Source organism: Agromyces sp. NDB4Y10 (assembly GCF_001620055.1).
Taxonomy (GTDB): domain Bacteria; phylum Actinomycetota; class Actinomycetes; order Actinomycetales; family Microbacteriaceae; genus Agromyces; species Agromyces indicus.
In genome coordinates this window covers 72,841-94,337 of sequence record NZ_LQGY01000028.1, presented here as the reverse complement: position 1 = coordinate 94,337, position 21,497 = coordinate 72,841, and the positions used below count along the sequence as shown (strand labels likewise).

Below are 21,497 nucleotides of genomic sequence, written 5' to 3'. Positions count from 1 at the left end.
CCGGACGCCGGGCGCCGCAATCCGAAGCCGCGCCCGCCGCGAACCACTCTCGTGCGGGCCCGATCGCGGCCCGCCGAGGGAGGCAGTCGCATGGCGCGCAGCGCACGACCGCACGCGCGGGAGCAGGCCGGCGACGCGACGGCTGCCGGCGCGTCCCGGCGGCGCTTCCGGATCTGGGCGGCCGTCTCCGGGATCGTCGCCGCGGGCGTGTTCCTCGCCGCCGCCGAGCTCGCAGCGCTCCTCGTGGCGCGCGACGGCAGCCCCATCCTCGCGGTCGGCGCGTTCGTCATCGACATCGTGCCGCAGCCCGTGAAGGAGTTCGCGATCGCCGCGTTCGGCGCGTACGACAAGGTCGTGCTCCTCGGCAGCCTCGGCATCGCGGTCCTCGTCGCGAGCGCGATCGCGGGCGTGCTGCAGTTCGCCCGCCCGCCGCTCGGGTCGGTGGCGCTCGGCATCGCGGGCGCGCTGTCGCTCGCGGCGATCGTCACGCGGGCCGGCGCGACCCCGCTCGCCTGGGTCCCCCCGGTGGTGGGTGCGGCGGCCGGCATCGTCATCCTCGAACTGCTCGTACGGCGGCTGCGGGCGTGGGCGGGCGACGTCCGAACAGCGGATGCCGCGGCATCCGTCGCCGACACCGCACCGGACGGTGTCGCACCCGACCAGGCAACCGCACGAGCCGGTGTCGACCGTCGCGGGTTCTTCGCGCTGGCCGGGATCGCCGCGGCATCCGCGTTCGTGGTGGGCGTCGGGTCGCGCGTGGTCGCCGCCGCGACCTCGTCGATCGACGCGATTCGCGAGGCGCTGCGGCTGCCCGCCCCGCGGTCGACCGTGACCGTGCCGACCGGCGCGGAACTCGACCTGCCGGGCCTCACGCCGCTCTACACGCCGAACGCCGACTTCTACCGCGTCGACACCGCGCTCACGGTGCCCGAGGTCGACCCGGCGACGTGGCGGCTCGTCATCGACGGCCTCGTCGGGCGGCGCGTCGAGCTCACGTTCGACCAGCTCGTCGGGATGGGGCTCGACGAGTACTCGATCACGCTCACGTGCGTGTCGAACGAGGTCGGCGGCGACCTGCTCGGCACCGCGAAGTGGGTCGGCGTGCCGATCCGCGACGTGCTCGCCCTCGCCGGGCCGCAGTCGGGCGCCGACATGGTGCTCTCCCGCAGCGTCGACGGCTTCACGGCGTCGACGCCGCTCGACGCGCTCACCGATCCGGGCCGCGACGCGATCCTCGCGGTCGGCATGAACGGCGAGCCGCTCCCCCTCGAGCACGGCTTCCCCGTGCGGATGGTGGTGCCCGGGCTGTACGGGTACGTGTCCGCCACGAAGTGGCTCACCGAGTTGAAGGTCACCACGTTCGCGGCCGACGAGGCGTACTGGACGCCTCGCGGCTACAGCGCCGAGGCGCCGATCAAGTTCTCGTCGCGCATCGACACCCCGCGCTCGGGGACGCCGGTCGCGGCGGGCTCGGCGGTGATCGCGGGCGTGGCGTGGGCGCAGACGGTGGGCATCGAACGCGTCGAGGTGCGCATCGACGACGGCGACTGGCAGCCGGCGACGCTCTCGGCGCCCGTCAACGTCGACACCTGGGTGCAGTGGTACCTGGAGTGGGAGGCGACGCCGGGCACGCACTACGTCACGGCGCGGGCCGTGAACCGCGACGGCGAACTGCAGGTCGAGGAGCGCGCCCCGATCGCGCCCGACGGTTCCACCGGGTGGCAGCGCGTGCTCGTCACCGTGACCTGACCCGCCCCCTCGAGGGGACGCGACATGCCGTCGGCCTCCGAGCCGGCACGGCGTGTCGCGTCCCCTCGGTGCAGGGGTCGGCGCGCTACCCGAGGCCCGAGAGCCCGCTGCCGACGAGCATCGCGCCGACGACGAGCAGCACGAGCGCCATCACGATCGCGTTGTTGCGGCGGAGCCAGTCACCGAGTTCGGCGAGCACGGGCGACATCCGCTCGCCACCCACCAGGACCGCCACGACCGGGATGCCGACGCTCGCGCACGCGAGCACGACGAACACCGCGCCGGCGACGAGCACCTCGCTCGCGCCGAGGAAGGCGCCCCCGACCGTGAAGCCGGCGCCCGCGGCGAAGGCGAGCTCCTTCGGGTTCGCGACCGTGAGCACGAGCCCGAGCCGGAACGCCCCGCCCGCCCCCATGCCGTCGATCGCGCGCATCCACCCGGGGAGCTTCGGTTCGGCGTCACCGTGGGGTCGTCGGTGCCACTTCACGACGGCGCCGACGACGAGCCCGACGCCGACGAGGAGCCGCAGGACGGCCGCGGGCGTCGACGAGCCCGCCGCGTCGTCGACGAGGTGGGCCGCCCACGCGAAGGCCGCGACGAGCGCCCCGAACGCGAGCACCCTCGCCGCGAGGAAGGCTGCGCCGCCCCGAGCCCCGACGGGCGCGAGCAGCAGGAGCAGCACGGCGATGATCGGCAGCGGACTGAGCGCGACCCCGACCGCGAAGGGGACGACGTCCCCGATGACCTCGGCCATGGCGCGAGCCTAGCGCCGCGGGCTGGCGCCCGGCCGAGGCACGCGCCCGCCCGGCCGCCCGGCCGCCCCGCCTCCGTCCCCATCCCCATCCCCGCCCCGCCCCGCGAGGGGACGCAACACGCCGCGGCTCCGCGGGCGGGCACGGCGTGTTGCGTCCCCTCGCGAGATGGAGATGCGCATATTGAACATTTCGGTTCAGTGACCTACACTGAACCACATGGTTCAACATGAGGTGCTCGACCGGGCGTTCGCCGCCCTCGCCGACACCACCCGACGCGACATCCTGGTGCGGCTCGGCGACGGGCCCGCCACGATCAGCGAGCTGGCCGAGACCGCCGGCATGACCCTCACGGGCATCCGCAAGCACGTCGACGTCCTCGTCGAGGCGGGCCTCGCCACCACCGAGAAGGTCGGGCGCACCCGGCAGTGCCGCCTGGGCGCCGAGCGATTGGACGACGCCATGGCGTGGATCTCCTTCTACCAGCGCCTCTGGGAGCGCCGTCTCGACGGTCTCGAGGCCTACTTCACCCTGCGCAACGCCACACCGAACGACACCGGAAAGGAACCATCATGACCGAGCAGATCGGCGGCGCCACCGCCGACACCACCGAGGCCATCGAGCTGCGCGCCGAACGCACGCTCCCCGCCACGCCCGAGGAGGTCTTCGACGCCTACACCGACGCCGAGCAGCAGAAGATCTGGTTCTCGATCCTCGACGAGGAGCCCGGCGTGGTCGAGATCGAGGTCGACCTCCGGGTCGGCGGTCGCCAGGTCGCCGTCTGGGGACCCGATCGCGACACCCTCTTCCGCGAGGAGCAGGTGTTCCTCGAGATCGACCGTCCCCGCCGGCTCGTCACCGAATCCACCGGCAGCGACCCGAGCGGCCAGACGATGACCACCCGCATCGTGGTCACGTTCGAGCCCGTCGACGGCGGCACGCTCATGAGCGTCGTGCAGTCGGGCTTCCCGACGCCCGAGATCCGCGACTTCTTCGCCTCGCAGGCCTGGGTCGGCGCGTTCGACCGCATCGAGACGTACCTCGCGCGTCGCTGACGCGGCACGGCAGACGGCGAGCGGATGCCGCGGCCGCGCGCTGCGGCATCCGCTCGCCTGTCAACGCCTCGACGGATGCCGCGCCGTGGGGCACGATCGATCGTGACGGCCCGCACGGGCCGCCCGAAGGGAGGACCCCATGGCCGAGCAGCCCGGCTTCCAGAACGCCCCCATCGAGGACGGTGCCACCGAGGCGAGCCGCAGCGAGCAGATCCGCGGCATCCTCGTGCAGGTTCGCGAGGACATGAGGATGGGCCACGCGCACGACGAGCAGGCCCTGCTCCGTCAGCGCCTCGAGGAGGCGGGCATCGCCGTCTCGGACGACGAGATCGAGCGGTACATCTCGCACGAGTGACTCCGATCGCGACGGGCCGCCACGCAGCGGCCCGTCGCGCGCGTCAGGCGGCGGTCTCGTCGGCGAGGGCGTCGAGCCGCTCGGCGAGCCACACCGCCTGGCGCTGCCAGTGCACGCCGAGTCCGCCCTCGTGGTCGTTGAACGCGTACTCGACGACCTCGGCGCCGACGGCGTGGTGGTTCACCGCCGCGTACACGGTGGACGGCGGGCAGATCGTGTCCATGAGCGCGACCGACACGAACGCCGGCGCCGTCGCGCGGCGGGCGAAGTGCACGCCGTCGAAGTACGACAGGGTGCGGAACACCGTGGGTCCGGCGTCGCGGTGCACCGACAGGAACCGGACGATCTCGCTGTAGGGATCCTTGTCGGTCATGCCGACCGCCCGCTCGAAGTGGCAGAGGAACGGCACGTCGGGCATCGCGCCGACGAGCCCCTCGACGAGCCCCGCCGCGGCGAGCGCGAGCCCGCCGCCCTGCGACATCCCCGCCACCGCGACGCGCGACGCGTCGACGACGTCGAGCGAGCGGATCGCATCCACCGCGAGCACGGCGTCGGTCATCACGCGCCGGTAGTAGTACTCGGCGGGGTCGTGGATGCCGCGCGTCATGAATCCGGGGTGCGACGGGCCGGTGCCGTGCGGGTCGGGCGTGCCGCCGCCCGTGCCCCACGAGCTGCCCTGCCCGCGGGTGTCCATGAGGAAGTGGGCGTACCCGGAGGCCGCCCAGCCGAGTCGCTCGTGCGGGAGGCCCCGACCGCCGCCGTAGCCGACGTACTCGACGACCGCCGGGAGGGGGCCGGAGGCGCCCGCCGGCACGAGGAGCCACCCCTTCACGGGGTCACCCGCGTACCCCGAGAACTCGACGTCGATCACGTCGACGAGCGCGAGCGGCGAGTCGACCCGGGTGACCCGCGGCGGCTCGGCGACCGCGCGGGACGCCGCGAGGGTGTCGGCCCAGAACGCGTCGAAGTCGTCGGGCTCGGGCACGTCGGGGCGATACGTGCGGAGCTCGTCGACGGGCAGGTCGAACCGGGGCATGGGGAACTCCTTCGGGGGACTGCCGGGGTGCCGACAGCGTAGTCGGGTCCGCCCACATCGTCCGACCACGGTCGCGCCGCGGCATCCGTCACGGCAGGATGGACCGGGTGCCGCGACCGTCGCGGCGCGGATGGGAGCAGCGCGTGGGCGACAGGGTGATCATCTCGGGACCGGCGTCATGGAACGAGATCGTCCTGCTCGAGCGGCTGCCCGAGCCGCGGCCGCACATGCAGTTCGCGCTCGACGACCACGAGACCGTCGGCGGCACGGGGGCCGGCAAGGCGCTCGGGCTCGCGGCGTTCGGCCGGCCGGTCGAGCTGCACACGCTCATCGGTCCGGATGCCGACGGCGAGCGCCTGCGCGACATCCTCGGGCGCGTGCCGGGCCTCGACCTGCACGTCGTCGACGGCGCCCGCACCGAGCGGCACCTGAACCTCATGACGCCCCTCGGCGAGCGCGTCTCCATCTACCTCTCGACGCCCGACGACCACCCGAGCCCCGAGGACCACCGCCTCACGACCGCGATGGAGGACGCCGCCGCGATCGTGCTCGACCTCTCGGAGCGATCGCGGCGCATGATCCCCGACGCGCGGGCGTCCGGGCGGCCCATCTGGACCGACATCCACGACTACGACGGCACGGCCGAGTTCCACCGGGCCTTCATCGACGCCGCGCAAGCCGTGTTCATGAACGGCGACCGCATCGGCCCCGACCCCCTGCCGTTCATGCGCGAGGTGGTCGACGGCGGGGCGCAGCTCGTGGTGTGCACGCTCGGCGCCGAGGGCGCGGTCGCGGTGGCACGCGAGTCGGCGGGCGGCCCCGTCACCGAGCACCGCGTCGACGCCGTGCCCGTCGAGGTCGTCGACACGAACGGCGCGGGCGACGCGTTCATGTCGGCCGTGCTGCATGCGCGGCTCGACGGCGCCGACGTCGACCAGGCGCTCGAGGCGGGTGCCCGGCACGCGTCATCCGCTCTCGTGACCCGGCACCTGCACTCGTCGCTCGACGCGCTCATCGACGACTGAGGCGCGTTCCGGGGCTACCCCTCGACGCGGCGGCGCTGGAAGGCCCGGCCGTGCACGTCGCTCGGCTGGATGCGGACCCAGCGGTCCTTGGTCTCGGGTGCCCACGGCGTGACCCCGAGCCCCTCCGCGTGCTCGATCTCGCTCGAGCGCTCGAGTTCGCGCGCCTCGCCCTTGACGATGACGCTGTACGCCTCGTCGTCGGTGAAGCCGTCGACCTCGAACGCGACGTTCGAGTGGATGGTGAGTTCGAGGAGCTTCGTGCCGGGAGCGGTGCGGAACACGATCGCCCGACCGTCGACGCCCTCGTTGTCGACGCGGTGGTTCACCGGGAAGATGTCGACCTCACCGGCGGCGGCCGCCGCGACGCGGCCGTAGGGGGCGGCCTCGATGAGCTGCCAGCACTCGTCCTCCTCCAGGTGGCGGGTGGGTGGCCGGTCGTCCTGCTCGTCCATGTCTCCTCCTCGGGTCGTGGATCCGGTCAGATGGCGGCGTCGAACGCCTCGACGGGTCCGACGTCCTCGATGCGTTCGACGCCCGCGGGCGCCCCCACCGGGTCGGGCGCCGGTTCGACCGCGACGCGTTCGCCGTGCTCGGGCACGCGCACCGGCCAGCCGAGCTCGTGCTTGATGCGGGCTCGCAGGGCGTCGGCGGCGTGCGCCTCGCCGTGGGTCACGTAGGTCATGCCGGGGGCGGATGCCGCGCCGCGGAGCCAGTCGAGGATCTCGTCGGCGTCGGGGTGGGCCGACATGCTGTCGATCATCACGACGTCGGCGCGGATTGGGACGTCCTCGCCGAAGATGCGGAGCGTCCGCTCCCCCGCGGCGAGTGCGGCGCCGCGCGTGCCGCCCGCCTGGAAGCCCGTGAGCACGATCGCGTTGCGCCGGTCGGGGCCGTAGGCCTGGATGTGGTGCAGGACACGGCCGCCGGTGAGCATGCCGCTGGCGGAGATGATGATCATCGGCCCGCCGCGCAGGTTGAGCAGCTTGGAGTCGTCGACCGTGCTGATGCGGGTCGCGAGGCGGTACATGCGCGTGAGCCGGTCGTGGTCGAGACGGTGCTCCTCGGGGTACCGCTCGTAGATGGAGGCGACGTCGACGGCCATGGGGCTGTTCAGGTAGATGGGCACGTCGGGCAGCTCGCCGCGGTCCGCGAGTCGCGCGAGGTGCAGCAGCACGGTCTCGGTGCGACCGACGGCGAAGGCGGGGATGAGCACCACGCCGCCGCGCCGGGTCACGCGGGTGACGACCTCGCCGAGGCGGTCGGCGGGGTCCTCGTCGGTGTGGGCGCGGTCGCCGTAGGTGCCCTCGGTGACGAGCACGTCGCACGGCTCGAGGTCGGCGGGCGCGCGCATGAGCGGGTCGTCGTGGCGGCCGAGGTCGCCGGTGAAGTGCAGCGTGCGTCCCTCGGCGCGGAGGCGCACCTGCGCGGCGCCGAGGATGTGCCCGGCGGGCGCGAGGCGCACGTCCACGCCGTCGGCGATCGACCGGGGCTCGCCGAAGTCGAGTTCGCGGAACCGCCCGAGCGCCGCCTTCACGTCGTCGGACGTGTAGACGGGGCGGGGGTCGGCGTGCCGCGACCAGCCGCGCCGAGCGGCGTGCCGCGCCTCCTCCTCCATGAGGTAGGCGCTGTCGGCGAGCATGACCCGGCAGAGCTCGATCGTCCCGGGCGTCGCGACGATGGGTCCCGCGAATCCGTCGCGGACGAGGGCGGGAAGGTATCCGGAGTGGTCGAGGTGCGCGTGGGTGAGCACGACCGCGTCGATCGACTCCGGCGGGACCGGGAACGGATGCCGGTTCCGCTCCCGCAGCACCTTGTAGCCCTGGAACAGCCCGCAGTCGACGAGCACGCGCGCGGCATCCGTCTCGACGAGGTACCGGGAGCCGGTGACGGAGTCGGCGCCGCCGAGGAACCGGAGGGAGACGGACATGGCTACTCGTTGTCGCTGACGACGATGACGGGACCGACGGCTTCGAGGAGCAGGTCGTGGCTGACCGAGCCGAGGAGGAACCTGGCCATGCCGCCCGTCGCGTGGCTGCCGACGATGACGAGGTTCGCGGTGCGGCTGCGTTCGGCGAGGATGGGCGCGGCGCCGCCCTGCTCGAGGCGTCCGGCGGGCGCGCCGCCGAGCGAGCGCGCGTAGTCGAGCGCCTCGTCGAGCACGTCGCGGCGCATGTCCTCCATGAGCTGCACGTCGCCGAGGTACTCGACGTAGGCGGAGTTCCAGCTGGTCGGCACGACCCAGGAGTGCACGAGTTCGAGTTCGTCGCCCGTGCGCCGGGCCTCCTCCACGCCGACGCGCACCGCGGCCATCGATTCGACGGAGCCGTCGACGCCGACGACGATGTTGCGCCGCGCGGTCGCCTCCCAGTCGGCCGGGATGACGGCGACGGAGCCGCGCGAACGGTGCGCGGCGAGCCGGGCGCCGAGGGTCCATGCGGTCTCGCGGCCGTGCGACGAGGTGCCGACGACGACGAGCACGTCGTGGCCCATGCGTCCGCCGAGCTCCTTCTCGGGTCGGCCGTGCACGGTGTGCGTGGTGACGGTGCGGCCGGGGTGCTCGGCGCGCAGGGCCTCGGCGCGATCCATGAGGGCGACGCGCTGCTCCGAGAGCTCGCCGGTCGCCCGCAGGTACTCGCTGGCCTGGTCCTCGCCGGGAATGACGTGCACGAGTTCGAGCACCTCGTCGCTGCCCCGCCCGGCGGCCCAGCGGAGCGCGGCCTCGGCGTGCGGCGAGCCGTCCCATGCGACCACGGTCTTCGTGAACACCTGCACCAACCCCTTCGTCGACCGCGGCGGGTGCGGCCTGCGTCCAGCCTCCCGGGAGCCGGGTCGGCGGTGAGGGCCGAAGGTCACTCGGCCGCGGCATCCGTCACTTGCATAGACTGTGATCTATGGTCTCGGGGCGAGCGGATGCCGCGGCGAGCGGCCTCGCGCTGATCGCCGATCCGACGCGCGCGCGCATGCTCTCGCTGATCCTCGCGCGGCCCGACGGTCGCGCCACGGTCACCGAGCTCGCCGCCGAGCTGGGGCTGCGGCAGCCGACGGTGTCGCACCACGCGAAGGCGCTGCACGACGAGGGCGTCCTCGTGCGCACGCCGGAGGGACGGCGCGCGTGGTACTCGGTCGCGCCCGACCAGGCCGAGCGGGTCGGCGACCTCCTGGGCGCGCCGGCGTCCGCGCCCGATCCCACGACGGATGCCGCGGTGCTGGACCGCATCGCGAGCGACCTCGCCGATCGCTTCGCCGGCGTCTTCGGTCGGGAGACCGTGGCGAGGTACGTGCGCGAGAGCCACGAGCTGCTCGCGGAGCGGTCGGGGATCACGCGGCGGCTGCCGTCGCTCACGGCGCAGTTCGCGGCGGAGCGGCTGAGCGCGTTGGCGACGGCGGAGCCGCAGCGCCCGCGCGCCGATGGGGGTCGTGCGGTGCCCGAGGTGCTGTTCGTGTGCGTGCAGAACGCGGGCCGCTCGCAGATGGCCGCCGCGATCCTGCGGCACCTGGCCGGGGATCGCGTGCACGTGCGCACGGCCGGCTCGGCGCCCGCGGATGCGCTCCGGCCAGCGGTCGTCTCGGCGCTGGACGAGATCGGCGTCCCGGTCGGCGGCGAGTTCCCGAAGCCGTTGACCGACGAGGTGGTCCGCGCGGCCGATGTCGTCGTGACGATGGGCTGCGGCGACGCGTGTCCGATCTATCCCGGGCGCCGCTACCTCGACTGGGAGCTCGACGACCCGCTGGGCCTGCCGCTCGAGCGGGTCCGCGACATCCGGGATCGCATCGAGGCGCACGTGCGGGACCTGCTCGCCTCGCTCGACATCGCATAGATGCTGGTCTATGCTTTTGCCATGACCGAGAAGCCCACCGTCCTGTTCGTGTGCGTCCACAACGCCGGCCGCTCCCAGATGGCCGCCGGCTACCTGCGCGAGCTCGGCGGCGACCGCGTCGAGGTGCTCTCGGCCGGCTCCGCCCCGAAGGACCAGATCAACCCGGTCGCGGTCGAGGCGATGGCCGAGGAGGGCATCGACATCGCCGGCAACACGCCCAAGGTGCTCACCACCGAGGCCGTGAAGGAGTCCGACGTCGTCATCACCATGGGCTGCGGCGACGCGTGCCCGATCTTCCCGGGCAAGCGCTACGAGGACTGGGAGCTCGACGACCCGGCCGGCCAGGGCATCGAGGCCGTGCGGCCGATCCGCGACGACATCCGCCGTCGCGTCGAGGCCCTCATCGCCGAGATCCTGCCCGAGCGCGCGTCCGCCTGAGCGCCCGCCGGCGCGACGCCGACACGTGCCCGAAACACCGGTCGGCGACCATGGTCGGGTGACGACGCTCTCCATCGACCTCGGCGACCTCCGCGACCCGCGCGTGACGCGCCTGCTCGAGGACCACCTGGCCGACATGTTCGCGACCTCGCCCGCCGAGAGCGTGCACGCGCTCGACGTCTCGGGTCTCGCCGTGCCCGAGGTCACGTTCTGGACCATCGCCGAGGGCGACGACCTCGTGGGCTGCGTCGCGCTGAAGCAGCTCGACGAGGCGCACGGCGAACTCAAGTCGATGCGAACGGATGCTGCGGCCCGCGGTCGCGGCCTCGGTGCACGCCTGCTCGAGCACGTCCTCGCCGAGGCCACCCGTCGCGGCTACCGCCGCCTCAGTCTCGAGACCGGGTCGCAGGAGTTCTTCCGCCCGGCGCGCACCCTCTACGCGAAGTACGGCTTCGTCGAGTGCGACCCGTTCGGCGACTACCGCCCGGACCCGAACAGCGTCTTCATGACCCTCGCGCTCGACGACTGAGGCGCGATCTCGGAGGTCGGGTGTACCGTTCGGCAGCAACGGGTCCGGACCGCGAGCGGAGGAACCATGCTGAAGCAGGTCGCCGAGGGCGTGCACGTGCACGAGAGCGAGTTCCTCCAGAGCAACGCCGTGGTCGTCGAGGGCCATGACGGGGTGCTCCTCATCGACCCCGGCATCACCCGTGCCGAGCTGGCGGGGCTCGCCCGGCAACTGCGGGACACGGGCCGGCCGGTCGTCGCGGCGTTCTCCACGCATCCGGACTGGGACCACGTGCTGTGGCACGCGGGCCTCGGCGACGCGCCGCGCTACGGCACGGCTCGGAACGCCGAGGCCATGCGCGACCTGCTCTCGCAGCCGGACTGGATCGACCAGGTCGCGGAGGGCCTGCCGCCCGAGCACGCCGATGACATCCCGATGGAGCTGCTCGGCCTGATCACCGCACTGCCGGCCGACGCCGCGACCGTGCCCTGGCGCGGACCCACGGCCCGCATCATCGAGCATCGCGCGCACGCCCCGGGCCACGCGGCGGTGCTGATCGAGCCGCAGGGCGTGCTCGTCGCCGGCGACATGCTCTCCGACATCCTGATGCCGTTCCTCGACCTGGCGGCCGACGACCCGGTCGGCGACCACCTCGCCGCGCTGGAGCGGTTCGAGCGACTGGCGGACCGCGTCGCGGTCGTCGTCCCCGGTCACGGGTCGGTCGGCGACGCCGCGGACTTCCGCGCGCGCCTCGAACTGGATCGCGCCTACGTGGAGGCCGTTCGCGACGGCCGCCGGCCGGCCGATCCCCGGGTCGGGCCCGGCGCGCCCCTCGACTGGCTGACCGACGTCGACGAGTGGCAGCTCGAGCGCCTCGCCGAGAAGCACCGCGCCGCGGACTCCGGCTAGCCCGCGACCGCCCGCGTCACCCGCAGCAGCCCGAGGAACCCGCGGCGGCGGGCAGGCTCGTCGAGCACACGCCCGTCGCGGGCAGCACGAGCTCGACGTTGCGGGCCGCCGCCTGGTCGCCCGCGATCCAGGCCGTGATCGAGCGGACCTGCTCGTACCCCGTCGCGAGCAGGAACGTCGGCGCGCGGCCGTAGCTCTTCATGCCCGCGAGGAAGAACCCCGGCTCGGGGTGCTCGAGCTCGGCGAACCCGTGCGGTTCGACCGTGCCGCACGTGTGCAGGTTGGGGTCGATGAGCGGAGCGAGCCGGCGCGGCGCCTGCACGATCTCGTCGAGGTCGAGGCGGATCTCGCGCAGCATGTCGAGGTTGGGGCGGAACCCGGTCGCGTTCACGACGAGGTCGGTCTCGTGCTCGACGAGGTCGTCACCGCGCAGGCCGTGGAGTCGCACGCCCGCATCGGTGCGTCCGAGGCGCACCGTCTCGAACCGGTCGACGACCTCGATGCGTCCGGATGCCACCAGCCGGTCGACCCGGCGGCCGATGGTGGCGCGGGCGACGAGCTCGTCGTCCTCCGACGTGGTGACGCGCACCGCGTTCGCGTTGCGGATGAGCCAGGTGATCCGGGTCGTCGGCTCCTCCTCCGCGAGTTCGGCGAGCGCGAGCAGGGTGTTCGCCGCGGAGTGGCCGGCCCCCACGACGGTGGTGTGCCGTCCGGCGAAGCGCGCGCGCTCGCGCCCGAGCACGTCGGGCAGCGCGTGGGTGACGCGGTCGGCGACCTCGGCGAGCCCGAGCGGGTCGAGGCCCGACGACGCGAGCGAGTTGGGCTGGTCGTACGTGCCGGAGGCGTCGATCACGGCGCGCGCCGTGAACTCGTCGACGCCGTCGGCGGTGCGCACGCGCAGCAGGAAGGGCGTCGCCGCGCGGTTCGCGGTCCGCGTGCGGTCCATCCCGCGGCGGGTGACCGCCTCGACCGTCACGCCGGTCCGGATGCGGGAGGCGATCGGCTCGAGCGCCGCGAGGGGCTCGAGGTAGCGCTCCACGAGCTCGGCCCCGGACGGCAGCGAGTCGGGTGCGGGCACCAGCCACCCCGTGGCCTCGAGCAGTCGACGCGAGGCGGGGTCGACGACGTGCTTCCAGGGCGAGAAGAGCCGCGTGTGGCCCCAGGTGCGGATGCTGGCGGCGACCTCGTCGCCGGCTTCGTAGACGACGAAGTCCAGTCCGCGCTCGACGAGGTTGGCCGCGGCGGCCAGCCCGACCGGGCCGGCGCCGATGATCGCCACGGGGAGGGTGGCGAGCCGGCGGTCCTGCAGGCTCTGCGCGGTGAGGTCGATCAGGGTCATGGTGGGCGCGCCTCCGAGATATCGATGAACTTCGATACAGAGTGTGGCCAGTCCATCGAAGTTTGTCAATATTCGAGCTAGGATGCCGGCATGACCACGACCCCGCAGCTGCTCCCGATGGCCGAGCCGACCGCCGCCGTCTGCTGCGCGCCGTTGACGCGCGAGGCGATCGCGCCCGACCAGGCCGACCTCTTGGCCCGCAAGCTCAAGGCGCTCGCCGACCCGACCCGCCTGCGCCTCGTGTCGATCGTCGCCGCCTCCGACGGCGAGGAGGCGTGCGTGTGCGACCTCATCGAGCCCGTCGGCCTCAGCCAGCCGACGGTGTCGCACCACCTGAAGATCCTGATGGAGGCCGGGTTCCTGACCCGGAGCAAGCGCGGCACCTGGGCGTACTACCGCCTCGTCCCCGGCGCGCTCGGCGAGCTCTCGCAGCTGCTCGACGTCACCGGCTCGCGCTGAGCCGAGGGTCGCCGTCACTCACCCTCGAGGGGACGGCGCGGCTCGAGCCGCGGCATCCGCTCGCCTCAGTACGCCCGGTGGTCGACGAACGCCATGCGCGGCCCGCGCCGCGGCCGGCCCGGCACGCCCGCGGCCATGAGCAGGCGGATGACGCGGTACCGGTGGCCCGCCCACGGCGCGAGCGCCTCGAGCATCTCGTCGTCGGTCATGTCGCGCCCGTACAGCGCATGGCCCACGTAGTTCGCGATGTGGTAATCGCCGACCGAGACCGCATCGGCGTCGCCGAGCGCGCGCTGGGCGACCTCGGCCGCGGTCCAGATCCCGACGCCCGAGAAGTGCGTGAGTCGCGCGATCGCCTCCGCCGGCGGCAGGTCCGCCGCCTCCTCGAGGCGGTCGGCGTACGCCGCGACGCGCTGCACGGTCGCCGCACGGCGCGGGTCGACGCCCGCACGGTGCCATTCCCACGACGGGACGGCGCGCCATCCGCTCGCCGACGGCACGACCCGCATGGGACGGGGCGTCGGCCCCGGTGCGACCGCCCCGAAGCGCTGGAGCAGCCGGCGCCACGAGGCGTGCGCCTGCAGCGAGATCACCTTCTGCTCGAGGATCGCGGGCACGAGCGCCTCCATCACGCGCGCCGTGCGCGGCACGCGCAGGCCCGGATTGCGGCGGTGCGCGTCGGCGAGCACGGGCAGGTCGGGGGCGAACGCCGACGTGTCGTCGCGCTCCCCCAGCATCGACGGCGCGAGCGCGATGGCCGCCTCGGCCCCCGGACCCCATGCCTCGCACCGCACCAGGTCGGGACCGAGCTGCCGGACGCGCAGGGTCGCCGCTCCGGCATCCGTCGACGTCGTGCGCCACACCGACCCGTCGGGCCCCAGCGCGAACGCCGGATCGCCCGGGCCGCGCCGCAGCGGGCCGAGCGTCTGCACGACCGAGGTCTCGTGCGGCGCCCGCCAGTCGAGGGCGAGGTCGGGGGTCACCCCTCCAGTGTGCGCCCTCCCGCTGACGCGGAGCCTCGACAGAGGCACTTGAGCGCGCGGATCCGCGACGAGCGCGCGGTGCGTTCGCCGCGCGCCCGTCGCGGATCCGCGCGCTCGCGTCAAGGAACGCGCGCCGCAACCCCACCCCGGCCACCGCGTCGAGTGCGGGAGGATCGGATGACGCACGGACCCGAGGAGCCCCAGTGACCCACCACGACGACCTGCACGACCTGCACCCCGAGACGCTCGCCGTCCACGCCGGCCGGCCCGAGCGCGTGCCCGACGGGCCGCTCAACACGCCGGTGCACCTCACCTCGACCTACTCGGCGGGCGGGCCCGTCGCCTACGGCCGCTACGGCAATCCCTCCTGGACCGCGTTCGAGGAGGCCCTCGGCGCCCTCGAGGGCGGCCGCTGCGTGTCGTTCGCCTCCGGCATCGCCGCGATCGCGGCCGTGTTCGACCTCGTGCCGACGCGCGGCGTCGTCGTCGCCCCCCGCCACTCGTACACGGGCACGATCGGCCAGCTCGACGACCTCGCCGCCGCCCGCGAGGTCGAGGTGCGCTACATCGACGTGCGCGACGCGCCGCAAGTCGCGGATGCCGCGGCCGGCGCCGACCTGGTCTGGATCGAGTCGCCCACCAACCCCGCGCTCGAGGTCGCCGACCTCGACGCGATCGGCCGGGCCGCGCGCGATGCCGGGGCCCTGTTCGCGGTCGACAACACCTTCGCGGGCCCGCTGCTGCAGCATCCGCTCGACGCGGGCGCGCACCTCTCGGTGCACTCGGCGACGAAGTCGATCGCCGGCCACAGCGACGTGCTCATGGGCGCCGTGATCGGCCGCGACGAGGAGCTGCTCGCCCGCATCGAGCAGCGCCGTCGGCTCAACGGCGCGATCCCGGGCGCCTTCGAGGCGTTCCTCGCGCTGCGCGGCCTGCGCACCCTGCCCGTGCGGCTCGAGCGCATGCAGTCGACGGCGCGGGCGATCGCCGAGCGCCTCGACGGGCATGCGGCGCTCGAGGAGGTGCGGTACCCGGGCTTCGGCACGATCGTGTCGATCGTGGTCCGGGGCGGGGCGGATGCCGCGGAGCGGGTCGCCGAGTCGACGCGCGTGTGGCTGCACGCCACGAGCCTCGGCGGCGTCGAGTCGACGCTCGAGCGGCGTCGGCGCTGGCCCGCGGAGGCCGAGACGATCCCCGAGGGACTCGTGCGCCTGTCGGTCGGACTCGAGCACCCCGACGACCTGGTCCGCGACCTCGAGCGCGCGCTCGACGCGGCCGCGCCGCCGGTCGCGACCGACTGACCCGAGCGCCCGTCGGCCGTAGTCCGGCCCGTGGAGGCGGTCAACCCCCTGCCTGCCCGCGTCGCACCGTCGTAGCGTGACGAGCACGACAAGCGAGGAGGCGGTACGTGACGTTGACCGACGCCCCGACCCCGATCGATCCGGGGCACGACGGACCCGACGGCGAGCCGACCGGCCACGGGACATCCGATCCCATGCGGCCCATGTCGCCGCCGTCGCCGCGCGGTCCGCTCAGCGCGGCGCTGCTGCGCACCATGACGCACCAGCGCCTGGCGGGGCTCGACCTCGTCGACGCGAGCGCGACCGGTGCGCTCGCCCGCACGCGCGACGTGCTCGACGACGACGACATCCAGCTCGCGCTGTTCCTCCTCTACGAGCTGCACTACGGCGGTATCGAGGGCGTGCCCGAGAGCTGGGAGTGGGAGCCGCGGCTCCTGCAGGTGCGGCTCGACCTCGAGCGCGCGTTCGAGCTCGCGCTCCGCCGGACGGTGCCGCAGCCGACCGCCACGCGCGGCGTGCCCGAGGCGCTCTTCGAACTGACCTCGCTCGACGACACCCCGGGGCTCTCGGCGTGGGTCGAGCGCGACGCGACCGAGGAGCAGGTGCGCGAGGTGCTCGCCTGCCGGTCGATCTACACGCTCAAGGAAGCCGACCCGCACACGTGGGCGATCCCGCGCCTGCACGGCCGTGCCAAGGTGGCGCTCGTCGAGATCCAGGCCGACGAGTACGGCGACGGTCGCCCGGAACGCCAGCACGCGGCGCTCTACGGGGCGGCACTCCGCGCGGCAGGGCTCGACGACCGGTACGGCGCCTACGCCGACCACGTCCCGGCGCGCGTCTACGCGTCGATGAACCTCATGTCGTTCTTCGGCCTGCACCGGCGGTGGCGCGGCGCCATCGTCGGGCACCTCGCCGCGTACGAGATGACCTCGTCGCTGCCGTGCCGCGCCTACGCGCGCGGCCTGCGCCGGCTCGGCTTCGACCCGCAGGTCGTCGAGTACTTCGACGAGCACGTCGAGGCCGACGCGGTGCACGAGCAGCTCGCGGCGAACGACCTCGCCGGCGGGCTCGCGGAGACCGAGCCCGCGCTCGTCGACGACATCCTCTTCGGGGCGTCGGCGTGCCTCACGATCGACGGCCGCCTGTGGGGCGGGCTCCGCGAGGCGTTCGAGCGCGGTGAGTCGGCGCTGCGGATGCCGCTCCCATGAGCCGCACGTCCCGCGACGCGGCATCCGCCCGGCCGGTCACCGTCACCGCCTGCGCCAACGGGCCGCTGATCGTGCGCGGCGACATCGACCTCGTCGACGAACAGGGCCGACCGCTCGACGGCCAGCGCCGCACCATGGCGCTGTGCCGCTGCGGCGCGTCGGCGACGCGCCCGTTCTGCGACGGCTCGCACAAGTCGATCGGGTTCCGCACCGAGCCGCCGGCGCGCACGCCCGCGGTGACCCTCGCCGAGCCGCTCACCGCGGCGGAGGCCGCGGCGCTCGTCGAGCGGACGGATGGGACCGAGGCTCCCGTCGGGGCGGGATCCGATCGTCCCGACTGAGCGGTGCAGGGCGGACGATCGTCAACCCCGTCCCCGCTCCCGGCCGATCCGGCCTACCGTGGAACGATGAGCGACACCCCTACCGTGATCCCCCGCTCACCCGCCCCCGACGACACGCTGGCGTTCCTCAAGAACGGCTACCTCTACGGCACCCGCCGGTTCCGGAAGCTCGGCAGCGACGCGTTCGAGGCTCGGCTGGCCGGGATGCGCGCGACCGTGATGCACGGGCGCGAGGCGGCATCCGTCTTCTACGAGGGCGACCGGTTCTCGCGCGAACGCGCCATGCCGTCGTCGGTGCAGCACCTGCTGCAGGACGAAGGCAGCGTGCAGACCCTCGAGGGCCCGCCCCACCGGCACCGCAAGAGCATGTTCATGCGCATGCTCGACGACACGAGCGTCGCCCGGCTCGTCGCGGCGTTCGAACGCGAGTGGACCCGCGTGCGCGCCGAGCACGCCGGCCACGAGGTGCCCCTGTACGACCTCGGCAACCTCGTGCTGACGCGCGCGGCGCTGTCGTGGGCGGGCATCCCGGCCGACCGCGTCGACGACCGCGACCTCGCCGGCCGGCTCGCCGCGATGGTCGACCGGGCGAGCTCGATCGGCCCGGTGAACTGGGTCGCCAGGGTGCGGCGCCGCGGTGCCGAGGAGTGGGCCGCCGAGCTCGTCGCCGACGTGCGGGCGGCCCGCGTGCAGGCCGATCCCGACTCGGCGATCCGCACGATCGCCGACGGCTCCGACGACCACGGCGCACCGCTGCCCGAGGAGGTCGCCGCCGTCGAGGTGCTGAACCTGCTGCGTCCGATCGTCGCGGTCAGCCGGTACCTCGTGTTCACCGTGCACGCCATGCACACCCACCCGCAGTGGCATGCGAAGGTCGAGCGCGACGCCGACGCGGCGACCCGCGTCGCCAACGAGGTGCGGCGCTTCTACCCGTTCTTCCCCGTCATCTCCGGCACGGTGCAGCGCCCGTTCGACTGGCGCGGCCGCGACTTCGAGCCCGGCGACCGCGTCATCCTCGACCTCTACGCGACGAACCACGACGAGCGCATCTGGGAGGAACCGGGACGGTTCCTGCCCGAGCGGTTCGAGGGCTGGGACGGCGATCCGAACACCCTCGTCCCGCAGGGCGGCGGGGACGCCGCCACCGGGCACCGGTGCCCGGGCGAAGCCGCGACGATCGCGCTCACCGCCCGGTTCGCGCAGCTCGCCGCGACGCGCCCGTTCTCGGTGCCCGACCAGGACCTGCGGATCAGCCTCCGGCACATCCCCGCACTGCCGATGGACCGGCTTCGCGTGCAGATGCGCGACTGACGCCGGGGCTTTGGTCCCCTGGCCGACGACCCGGCGGCGCCATGCTGGACAGGTCCGATCGAGGGGGTGGTGACGGATGTCGCTGCAGCGCGTCGCGCGGATCGTCCTGCTGTCCGCGCTGGGCTTCACGGCGGTGACGTCGGTGCTGGGCGGGGTGATGCTCGTGATCGGTGCGGTCGTCGACCTCGGCGGGTCGCCGATCGCGATCCCGGACTCGTACCTCGCCGGCTCGCCGTTCGCGTCGACGCTCCTGCCGGGCCTCGCGCTCGGCCTCGTGGTGGGCGGCACGCAGGCCGTCGCGCTCGTGATGGTCGCACGCCGCATGCGCTGGGCGATGCTCGCGGCCGCGGTGGCCGGCTTCGGCATCCTCGTGTGGATCTTCGTCCAGATGATCTACATCCCGTTCAGCCCGCTGCAGGCGCTGTACTTCGTGATGGGCGTGGTCGAGCTCGCCGCGGTGCTCGTCCTCCTCGACCTGCTGCATCCGTGGGCGCACGCCGCCGTTCCCCGTTCCGCGCGGGGCGAGCGGCAGGACCCGGTGCCGACGGAACGCAACCCGGTTCCCTGACACCGGCATCCGTGCCAATCTGGTGGCAACGGCACGCGCTGCCGAGCACGAGATGAGGTCGCCATGGCCCGGATGCCGCGACGCTCCCCCTTCGCGGGTCGGCACGCTCGCGCGGGCGTCTCGTTCCTCGCGGCGGCGGTGATCCTGGCGGCGACGAGCGTCTCGGTCGACCTCGCGCTGCTCACGTTCCCCTCCGAGCAGTGGCGCGCCATCGTCGCGGCGGCCTCGCAGGCCATGGAGTTCGCCGGCGTGTGGGTCGCGCTGCCGGTGGGCACGGCCCTCCTGCTGACCGCGGGCGAACCGGCCGCCTGGCGGCGCGCCCTCGCGGTGGCGGCCGCGGTGGCGACGCCCATCGTGGTGCAGCTGTCGGGCGCGGCGCGCTCGCCGTTCCTCATCCTCCTCGCCCTCGCCGCGGCCGTCATCGGGTACGCGCTCATCGTCTTCGGGGTCGCGGAGCACCGCCGTGATCCGTCACCGCCGGGGCGCGTGCCGGTCGCGGTCGCCGTGCTCGCGACGGCGAACCTCCTCGTGATCGCGCTGGGCGCCCTGCACCTGCTGCTGTGGAATCCGCTCGCGCGGGTGCCCGCGCTCGACATGGGTCAGATCTACCTCGTGCTCGGGGCCGGCCCCGGCGGGGTGGACGCCACGCCGGCCGTGTGGGCGTTCGGCGCCGCGTTCGTCACGATCGCCGCAGCCGTCGCCGCCCTCGTCGGTGCGGCGCGCGGGCTCGTGAACACCCACCTCGTGGTCACCTGCGGACTGTTGCTCCTCCACGCGACGAGCTTCTTCCTGTGGGGCGCGGGCATCGGGCTCGGCGAACAGCTCGCCTCGACCTTCGGCGGGCCGATCGGCGACGCCTCACCCGTCGCGTCGCTGCTCGCGCTGGTCGGCGCGGCCTGCCTGGCCGGGGCGATCCTCATGCAGCTGCTCCCGGCCGCGCCGGCCGTCGACGACGAGGCCGACGCCGCCGAACAGGACTGGGGCGGCGAGGAGGACGGCCCGTCCGCCTCCGGCGACGGGCACGGCGTGCCCGTCGCGCCGGCATCCGTCACCCCATAGTGTGGTGTCGTGGCGGCCGCGAAGGATGACGCGGTGGTCCTCGACGTCGGGGGCCACGACGTCCGCGTGAGCCATCCCGGCAAGGTCGTCTTCCCCGACGCCGGCCTCACCAAGCTCGACCTCGTGAACTACTACGTCGCCGTCGCCGACGGCGCGCTGCGGGGCGCGGGCGGCAGGCCCATGGTGCTGAAGCGCTTCGTGAAGGGCATCGGCCAGGAGCCGTTCTTCCAGAAGCGCGTCCCGGAGAACCATCCGGACTTCATCGACACCGCGACGCTCCGGTACGCGTCGGGCACGTCGGCCGAAGAGGCGGTGGTGCGGGATGCCGCGGGCCTGGCCTGGGTCGTGAACCTCGGCTGCCTCGACCTCAACCCGCATCCCGTGCGAGCGGAGGACCTCGACCACCCGGACGAGCTGCGCGTGGACCTCGACCCGATGCCGGGCGTCGACTGGTCGCAGATCGTCGACGTCGCGATGATCGCGCGCGACGTGCTCGACGACCACGGGCTCGTGGGCTGGCCGAAGACCTCGGGCTCGCGGGGCATGCACCTGCTCGTCCGCATCCGCCCCGAGTGGGACTACCGCGAGGTGCGCCTCGCCGCCGAGACCCTGGCGCGCGAGGTCGAGCGCCGTGCACCGGGGCTCGCCACCGCGCGCTGGTGGAAGGAGGAACGCGGCGAGAGCGTCTTCGTCGACTTCAACCAGAACGCGAAGGACCGCACCGTCGCATCCGCCTACTCGGTGCGCCCGCTGCCCGACGCTCGGGTCTCGACGCCGCTCGACTGGGCCGAGGTGCGCACGCGTCGACCGGAGGAGTTCACCGTGGCCACCGTGCTCGAGCGCTTCGCCGAGCTGGGCGACCCGCACGCAGGCATCGACGATGCCGCCGGCGGGCTCGAGGGGCTGCTCCGCCTGGCAGAGGAGCTCGGCCCGGCCGAGAAGGCGCCGCGCGGGTCGAACGCGTCGGGCGGCACCGGTCGCCGCGAGTCGCGGATGCCGCTCATCGAGGTCGCCCGCACCGAGACCAAGCCCGAGGCGCTCGACGCGCTCGAACGCTGGAAGTCGGCGCACGCCGACGTGGTGGCGCACCTGTCGCCCGCCGACGTCATGCTCGACGGCATGCGGGGATCGAGCTCGCTCTGGTACCGCGTGCGCATCAACCTGCAGCACGTGCCCGAGGGCGAGCGGCCCGAGCAGGAACCGCTCCTCGTCGACTACGACCCCTGGGCGGGCCGCACCGGCTGACCACCCGGTGGTCGAGTAGGACGCGAAGCACCCGTACC

General features: G+C 73.8%; 24 protein-coding genes. 17 read left to right on the top strand and 7 right to left on the bottom strand.

Annotation, left to right across the window (positions count from 1 at the left end; translation table 11 throughout):
* The first annotated feature begins 90 nt into the window (after positions 1–90).
* Positions 91–1,749, top strand: a complete 1,659-nt coding sequence (locus AVP42_RS07445; RefSeq protein WP_082847072.1) for a molybdopterin-dependent oxidoreductase — start codon at positions 91–93, stop codon at positions 1,747–1,749.
* An 85-nt stretch (positions 1,750–1,834) separates the two neighbouring features.
* On the opposite strand, the gene AVP42_RS07440 is transcribed toward AVP42_RS07445, so the two are convergent.
* Positions 1,835–2,503 (bottom strand): GAP family protein, encoded by a 669-nt coding sequence (locus tag AVP42_RS07440; RefSeq protein WP_067947633.1) that lies wholly within the window; start codon positions 2,501–2,503, stop codon positions 1,835–1,837.
* 217 nt (positions 2,504–2,720) lie between these two features.
* Here AVP42_RS07440 and AVP42_RS07435 point away from each other — a divergent pair, with 217 nt between their 5' ends.
* The 3 genes from AVP42_RS07435 (at position 2,721) to AVP42_RS07425 (ending at position 3,911) form a co-directional block, all read left to right on the top strand.
* Positions 2,721–3,077 (top strand): helix-turn-helix transcriptional regulator, encoded by a 357-nt coding sequence (locus AVP42_RS07435; protein WP_067947632.1) that lies wholly within the window; start codon positions 2,721–2,723, stop codon positions 3,075–3,077.
* Positions 3,074–3,556, top strand: coding sequence for an SRPBCC domain-containing protein (locus AVP42_RS07430; RefSeq protein WP_067947631.1), 483 nt, complete (start codon positions 3,074–3,076; stop codon positions 3,554–3,556). Before AVP42_RS07435 ends, AVP42_RS07430 begins: the two co-directional genes overlap by 4 nt.
* Before the next feature lie 139 nt (positions 3,557–3,695).
* On the top strand, positions 3,696–3,911 hold the full coding sequence (locus tag AVP42_RS07425; RefSeq protein WP_067947630.1) for a hypothetical protein: 216 nt from the start codon (positions 3,696–3,698) through the stop codon (positions 3,909–3,911).
* A gap of 43 nt (positions 3,912–3,954) precedes the next feature.
* Here the strand turns inward: AVP42_RS07425 and AVP42_RS07420 are convergent, their stop codons facing one another.
* The gene (locus AVP42_RS07420; protein WP_067947628.1) at positions 3,955–4,947 is read right to left on the bottom strand and encodes an acetylxylan esterase; all 993 of its coding nucleotides are present in this window, start codon (positions 4,945–4,947) and stop codon (positions 3,955–3,957) included.
* A 143-nt stretch (positions 4,948–5,090) separates the two neighbouring features.
* Between AVP42_RS07420 and AVP42_RS07415 the strand changes: the two genes are divergently transcribed.
* A complete protein-coding gene (locus AVP42_RS07415; protein WP_231878567.1) occupies positions 5,091–5,972 on the top strand; it encodes a carbohydrate kinase family protein in 882 nt (293 codons plus the stop codon).
* Between the two features lie 14 nt (positions 5,973–5,986).
* Here AVP42_RS07415 and AVP42_RS07410 read toward each other — a convergent pair whose 3' ends face one another.
* The 3 genes from AVP42_RS07410 to AVP42_RS07400 are packed head-to-tail and all read right to left on the bottom strand — an operon-like array spanning position 5,987 to position 8,744.
* Complete coding sequence (locus AVP42_RS07410) at positions 5,987–6,424, bottom strand: pyridoxamine 5'-phosphate oxidase family protein (RefSeq protein WP_067947624.1); 438 nt, start codon at positions 6,422–6,424, stop codon at positions 5,987–5,989.
* Between the two features lie 26 nt (positions 6,425–6,450).
* The gene (locus tag AVP42_RS07405) at positions 6,451–7,899 is read right to left on the bottom strand and encodes an MBL fold metallo-hydrolase RNA specificity domain-containing protein (RefSeq protein ID WP_082847071.1); all 1,449 of its coding nucleotides are present in this window, start codon (positions 7,897–7,899) and stop codon (positions 6,451–6,453) included.
* 2 nt (positions 7,900–7,901) lie between these two features.
* Positions 7,902–8,744 (bottom strand): universal stress protein, encoded by an 843-nt coding sequence (locus AVP42_RS07400; protein ID WP_067947622.1) that lies wholly within the window; start codon positions 8,742–8,744, stop codon positions 7,902–7,904.
* A gap of 119 nt (positions 8,745–8,863) precedes the next feature.
* Between AVP42_RS07400 and AVP42_RS07395 the strand changes: the two genes are divergently transcribed.
* The 4 genes from AVP42_RS07395 (at position 8,864) to AVP42_RS07380 (ending at position 11,645) form a co-directional block, all read left to right on the top strand.
* A complete protein-coding gene (locus tag AVP42_RS07395) occupies positions 8,864–9,790 on the top strand; it encodes a metalloregulator ArsR/SmtB family transcription factor (protein WP_082847069.1) in 927 nt (308 codons plus the stop codon).
* A 21-nt stretch (positions 9,791–9,811) separates the two neighbouring features.
* The gene (locus AVP42_RS07390; protein ID WP_067947620.1) at positions 9,812–10,228 is read left to right on the top strand and encodes an arsenate reductase ArsC; all 417 of its coding nucleotides are present in this window, start codon (positions 9,812–9,814) and stop codon (positions 10,226–10,228) included.
* 58 nt (positions 10,229–10,286) lie between these two features.
* On the top strand, positions 10,287–10,757 hold the full coding sequence (locus AVP42_RS07385; RefSeq protein WP_067947615.1) for a GNAT family N-acetyltransferase: 471 nt from the start codon (positions 10,287–10,289) through the stop codon (positions 10,755–10,757).
* A 66-nt stretch (positions 10,758–10,823) separates the two neighbouring features.
* A complete protein-coding gene (locus AVP42_RS07380; protein ID WP_067947613.1) occupies positions 10,824–11,645 on the top strand; it encodes an MBL fold metallo-hydrolase in 822 nt (273 codons plus the stop codon).
* 16 nt (positions 11,646–11,661) lie between these two features.
* Here the strand turns inward: AVP42_RS07380 and AVP42_RS07375 are convergent, their stop codons facing one another.
* Positions 11,662–12,984 carry an NAD(P)-binding domain-containing protein gene (locus tag AVP42_RS07375; RefSeq protein WP_067947611.1) on the bottom strand — a complete coding sequence of 441 codons (1,323 nt, stop codon included), beginning with the start codon at positions 12,982–12,984 and terminating at the stop codon, positions 11,662–11,664.
* Between the two features lie 90 nt (positions 12,985–13,074).
* On the opposite strand from AVP42_RS07375, the gene AVP42_RS07370 reads away from it, so the two are divergent.
* A complete protein-coding gene (locus tag AVP42_RS07370) occupies positions 13,075–13,443 on the top strand; it encodes a metalloregulator ArsR/SmtB family transcription factor (RefSeq protein ID WP_067947609.1) in 369 nt (122 codons plus the stop codon).
* 65 nt (positions 13,444–13,508) lie between these two features.
* Here AVP42_RS07370 and AVP42_RS07365 read toward each other — a convergent pair whose 3' ends face one another.
* A complete protein-coding gene (locus tag AVP42_RS07365) occupies positions 13,509–14,426 on the bottom strand; it encodes a DNA-3-methyladenine glycosylase (RefSeq protein ID WP_067947608.1) in 918 nt (305 codons plus the stop codon).
* A 203-nt stretch (positions 14,427–14,629) separates the two neighbouring features.
* Here AVP42_RS07365 and AVP42_RS07360 point away from each other — a divergent pair, with 203 nt between their 5' ends.
* The 7 genes from AVP42_RS07360 to ligD all read left to right on the top strand — a co-directional run bounded on the left by AVP42_RS07360 (position 14,630) and on the right by ligD (position 21,459).
* Positions 14,630–15,727: a PLP-dependent aspartate aminotransferase family protein gene (locus tag AVP42_RS07360; RefSeq protein WP_082847068.1), complete on the top strand. Its 1,098-nt coding sequence runs from the start codon at positions 14,630–14,632 to the stop codon at positions 15,725–15,727.
* A gap of 107 nt (positions 15,728–15,834) precedes the next feature.
* Positions 15,835–16,935 (top strand): iron-containing redox enzyme family protein, encoded by a 1,101-nt coding sequence (locus tag AVP42_RS07355; protein ID WP_308198884.1) that lies wholly within the window; start codon positions 15,835–15,837, stop codon positions 16,933–16,935.
* Positions 16,932–17,276, top strand: coding sequence for a CDGSH iron-sulfur domain-containing protein (locus AVP42_RS07350; RefSeq protein WP_082847067.1), 345 nt, complete (start codon positions 16,932–16,934; stop codon positions 17,274–17,276). Before AVP42_RS07355 ends, AVP42_RS07350 begins: the two co-directional genes overlap by 4 nt.
* Before the next feature lie 66 nt (positions 17,277–17,342).
* Entirely contained in the window at positions 17,343–18,587 is a 1,245-nt protein-coding gene (locus AVP42_RS07345) for a cytochrome P450 (RefSeq protein WP_157356753.1), read from the top strand.
* Between the two features lie 76 nt (positions 18,588–18,663).
* Complete coding sequence (locus tag AVP42_RS07340) at positions 18,664–19,155, top strand: hypothetical protein (RefSeq protein WP_067947606.1); 492 nt, start codon at positions 18,664–18,666, stop codon at positions 19,153–19,155.
* A 63-nt stretch (positions 19,156–19,218) separates the two neighbouring features.
* A complete protein-coding gene (locus AVP42_RS07335; protein ID WP_067947605.1) occupies positions 19,219–20,214 on the top strand; it encodes a hypothetical protein in 996 nt (331 codons plus the stop codon).
* A gap of 9 nt (positions 20,215–20,223) precedes the next feature.
* Positions 20,224–21,459 carry a non-homologous end-joining DNA ligase gene (gene ligD, locus AVP42_RS07330; RefSeq protein ID WP_067947599.1) on the top strand — a complete coding sequence of 412 codons (1,236 nt, stop codon included), beginning with the start codon at positions 20,224–20,226 and terminating at the stop codon, positions 21,457–21,459.
* Positions 21,460–21,497: the final 38 nt, after the last annotated feature.

What these genes read in the sequence shown, in the direction of transcription:
- AVP42_RS07445 (WP_082847072.1), top strand. Translation starts at nt 91, where the DNA reads ATGGCGCGCAGCGCACGACCGCACGCGCGGGAGCAGGCCGGCGACGCG.
- AVP42_RS07440 (WP_067947633.1), bottom strand. Translation starts at nt 2,503, where the DNA reads ATGGCCGAGGTCATCGGGGACGTCGTCCCCTTCGCGGTCGGGGTCGCG.
- AVP42_RS07435 (WP_067947632.1), top strand. Translation starts at nt 2,721, where the DNA reads ATGGTTCAACATGAGGTGCTCGACCGGGCGTTCGCCGCCCTCGCCGAC.
- AVP42_RS07430 (WP_067947631.1), top strand. Translation starts at nt 3,074, where the DNA reads ATGACCGAGCAGATCGGCGGCGCCACCGCCGACACCACCGAGGCCATC.
- AVP42_RS07425 (WP_067947630.1), top strand. Translation starts at nt 3,696, where the DNA reads ATGGCCGAGCAGCCCGGCTTCCAGAACGCCCCCATCGAGGACGGTGCC.
- AVP42_RS07420 (WP_067947628.1), bottom strand. Translation starts at nt 4,947, where the DNA reads ATGCCCCGGTTCGACCTGCCCGTCGACGAGCTCCGCACGTATCGCCCC.
- AVP42_RS07410 (WP_067947624.1), bottom strand. Translation starts at nt 6,424, where the DNA reads ATGGACGAGCAGGACGACCGGCCACCCACCCGCCACCTGGAGGAGGAC.
- AVP42_RS07405 (WP_082847071.1), bottom strand. Translation starts at nt 7,899, where the DNA reads ATGTCCGTCTCCCTCCGGTTCCTCGGCGGCGCCGACTCCGTCACCGGC.
- AVP42_RS07395 (WP_082847069.1), top strand. Translation starts at nt 8,864, where the DNA reads ATGGTCTCGGGGCGAGCGGATGCCGCGGCGAGCGGCCTCGCGCTGATC.
- AVP42_RS07390 (WP_067947620.1), top strand. Translation starts at nt 9,812, where the DNA reads ATGACCGAGAAGCCCACCGTCCTGTTCGTGTGCGTCCACAACGCCGGC.
- AVP42_RS07380 (WP_067947613.1), top strand. Translation starts at nt 10,824, where the DNA reads ATGCTGAAGCAGGTCGCCGAGGGCGTGCACGTGCACGAGAGCGAGTTC.
- AVP42_RS07375 (WP_067947611.1), bottom strand. Translation starts at nt 12,984, where the DNA reads ATGACCCTGATCGACCTCACCGCGCAGAGCCTGCAGGACCGCCGGCTC.
- AVP42_RS07370 (WP_067947609.1), top strand. Translation starts at nt 13,075, where the DNA reads ATGACCACGACCCCGCAGCTGCTCCCGATGGCCGAGCCGACCGCCGCC.
- AVP42_RS07350 (WP_082847067.1), top strand. Translation starts at nt 16,932, where the DNA reads ATGAGCCGCACGTCCCGCGACGCGGCATCCGCCCGGCCGGTCACCGTC.
- AVP42_RS07345 (WP_157356753.1), top strand. Translation starts at nt 17,343, where the DNA reads ATGAGCGACACCCCTACCGTGATCCCCCGCTCACCCGCCCCCGACGAC.
- AVP42_RS07340 (WP_067947606.1), top strand. Translation starts at nt 18,664, where the DNA reads ATGTCGCTGCAGCGCGTCGCGCGGATCGTCCTGCTGTCCGCGCTGGGC.
- AVP42_RS07335 (WP_067947605.1), top strand. Translation starts at nt 19,219, where the DNA reads ATGGCCCGGATGCCGCGACGCTCCCCCTTCGCGGGTCGGCACGCTCGC.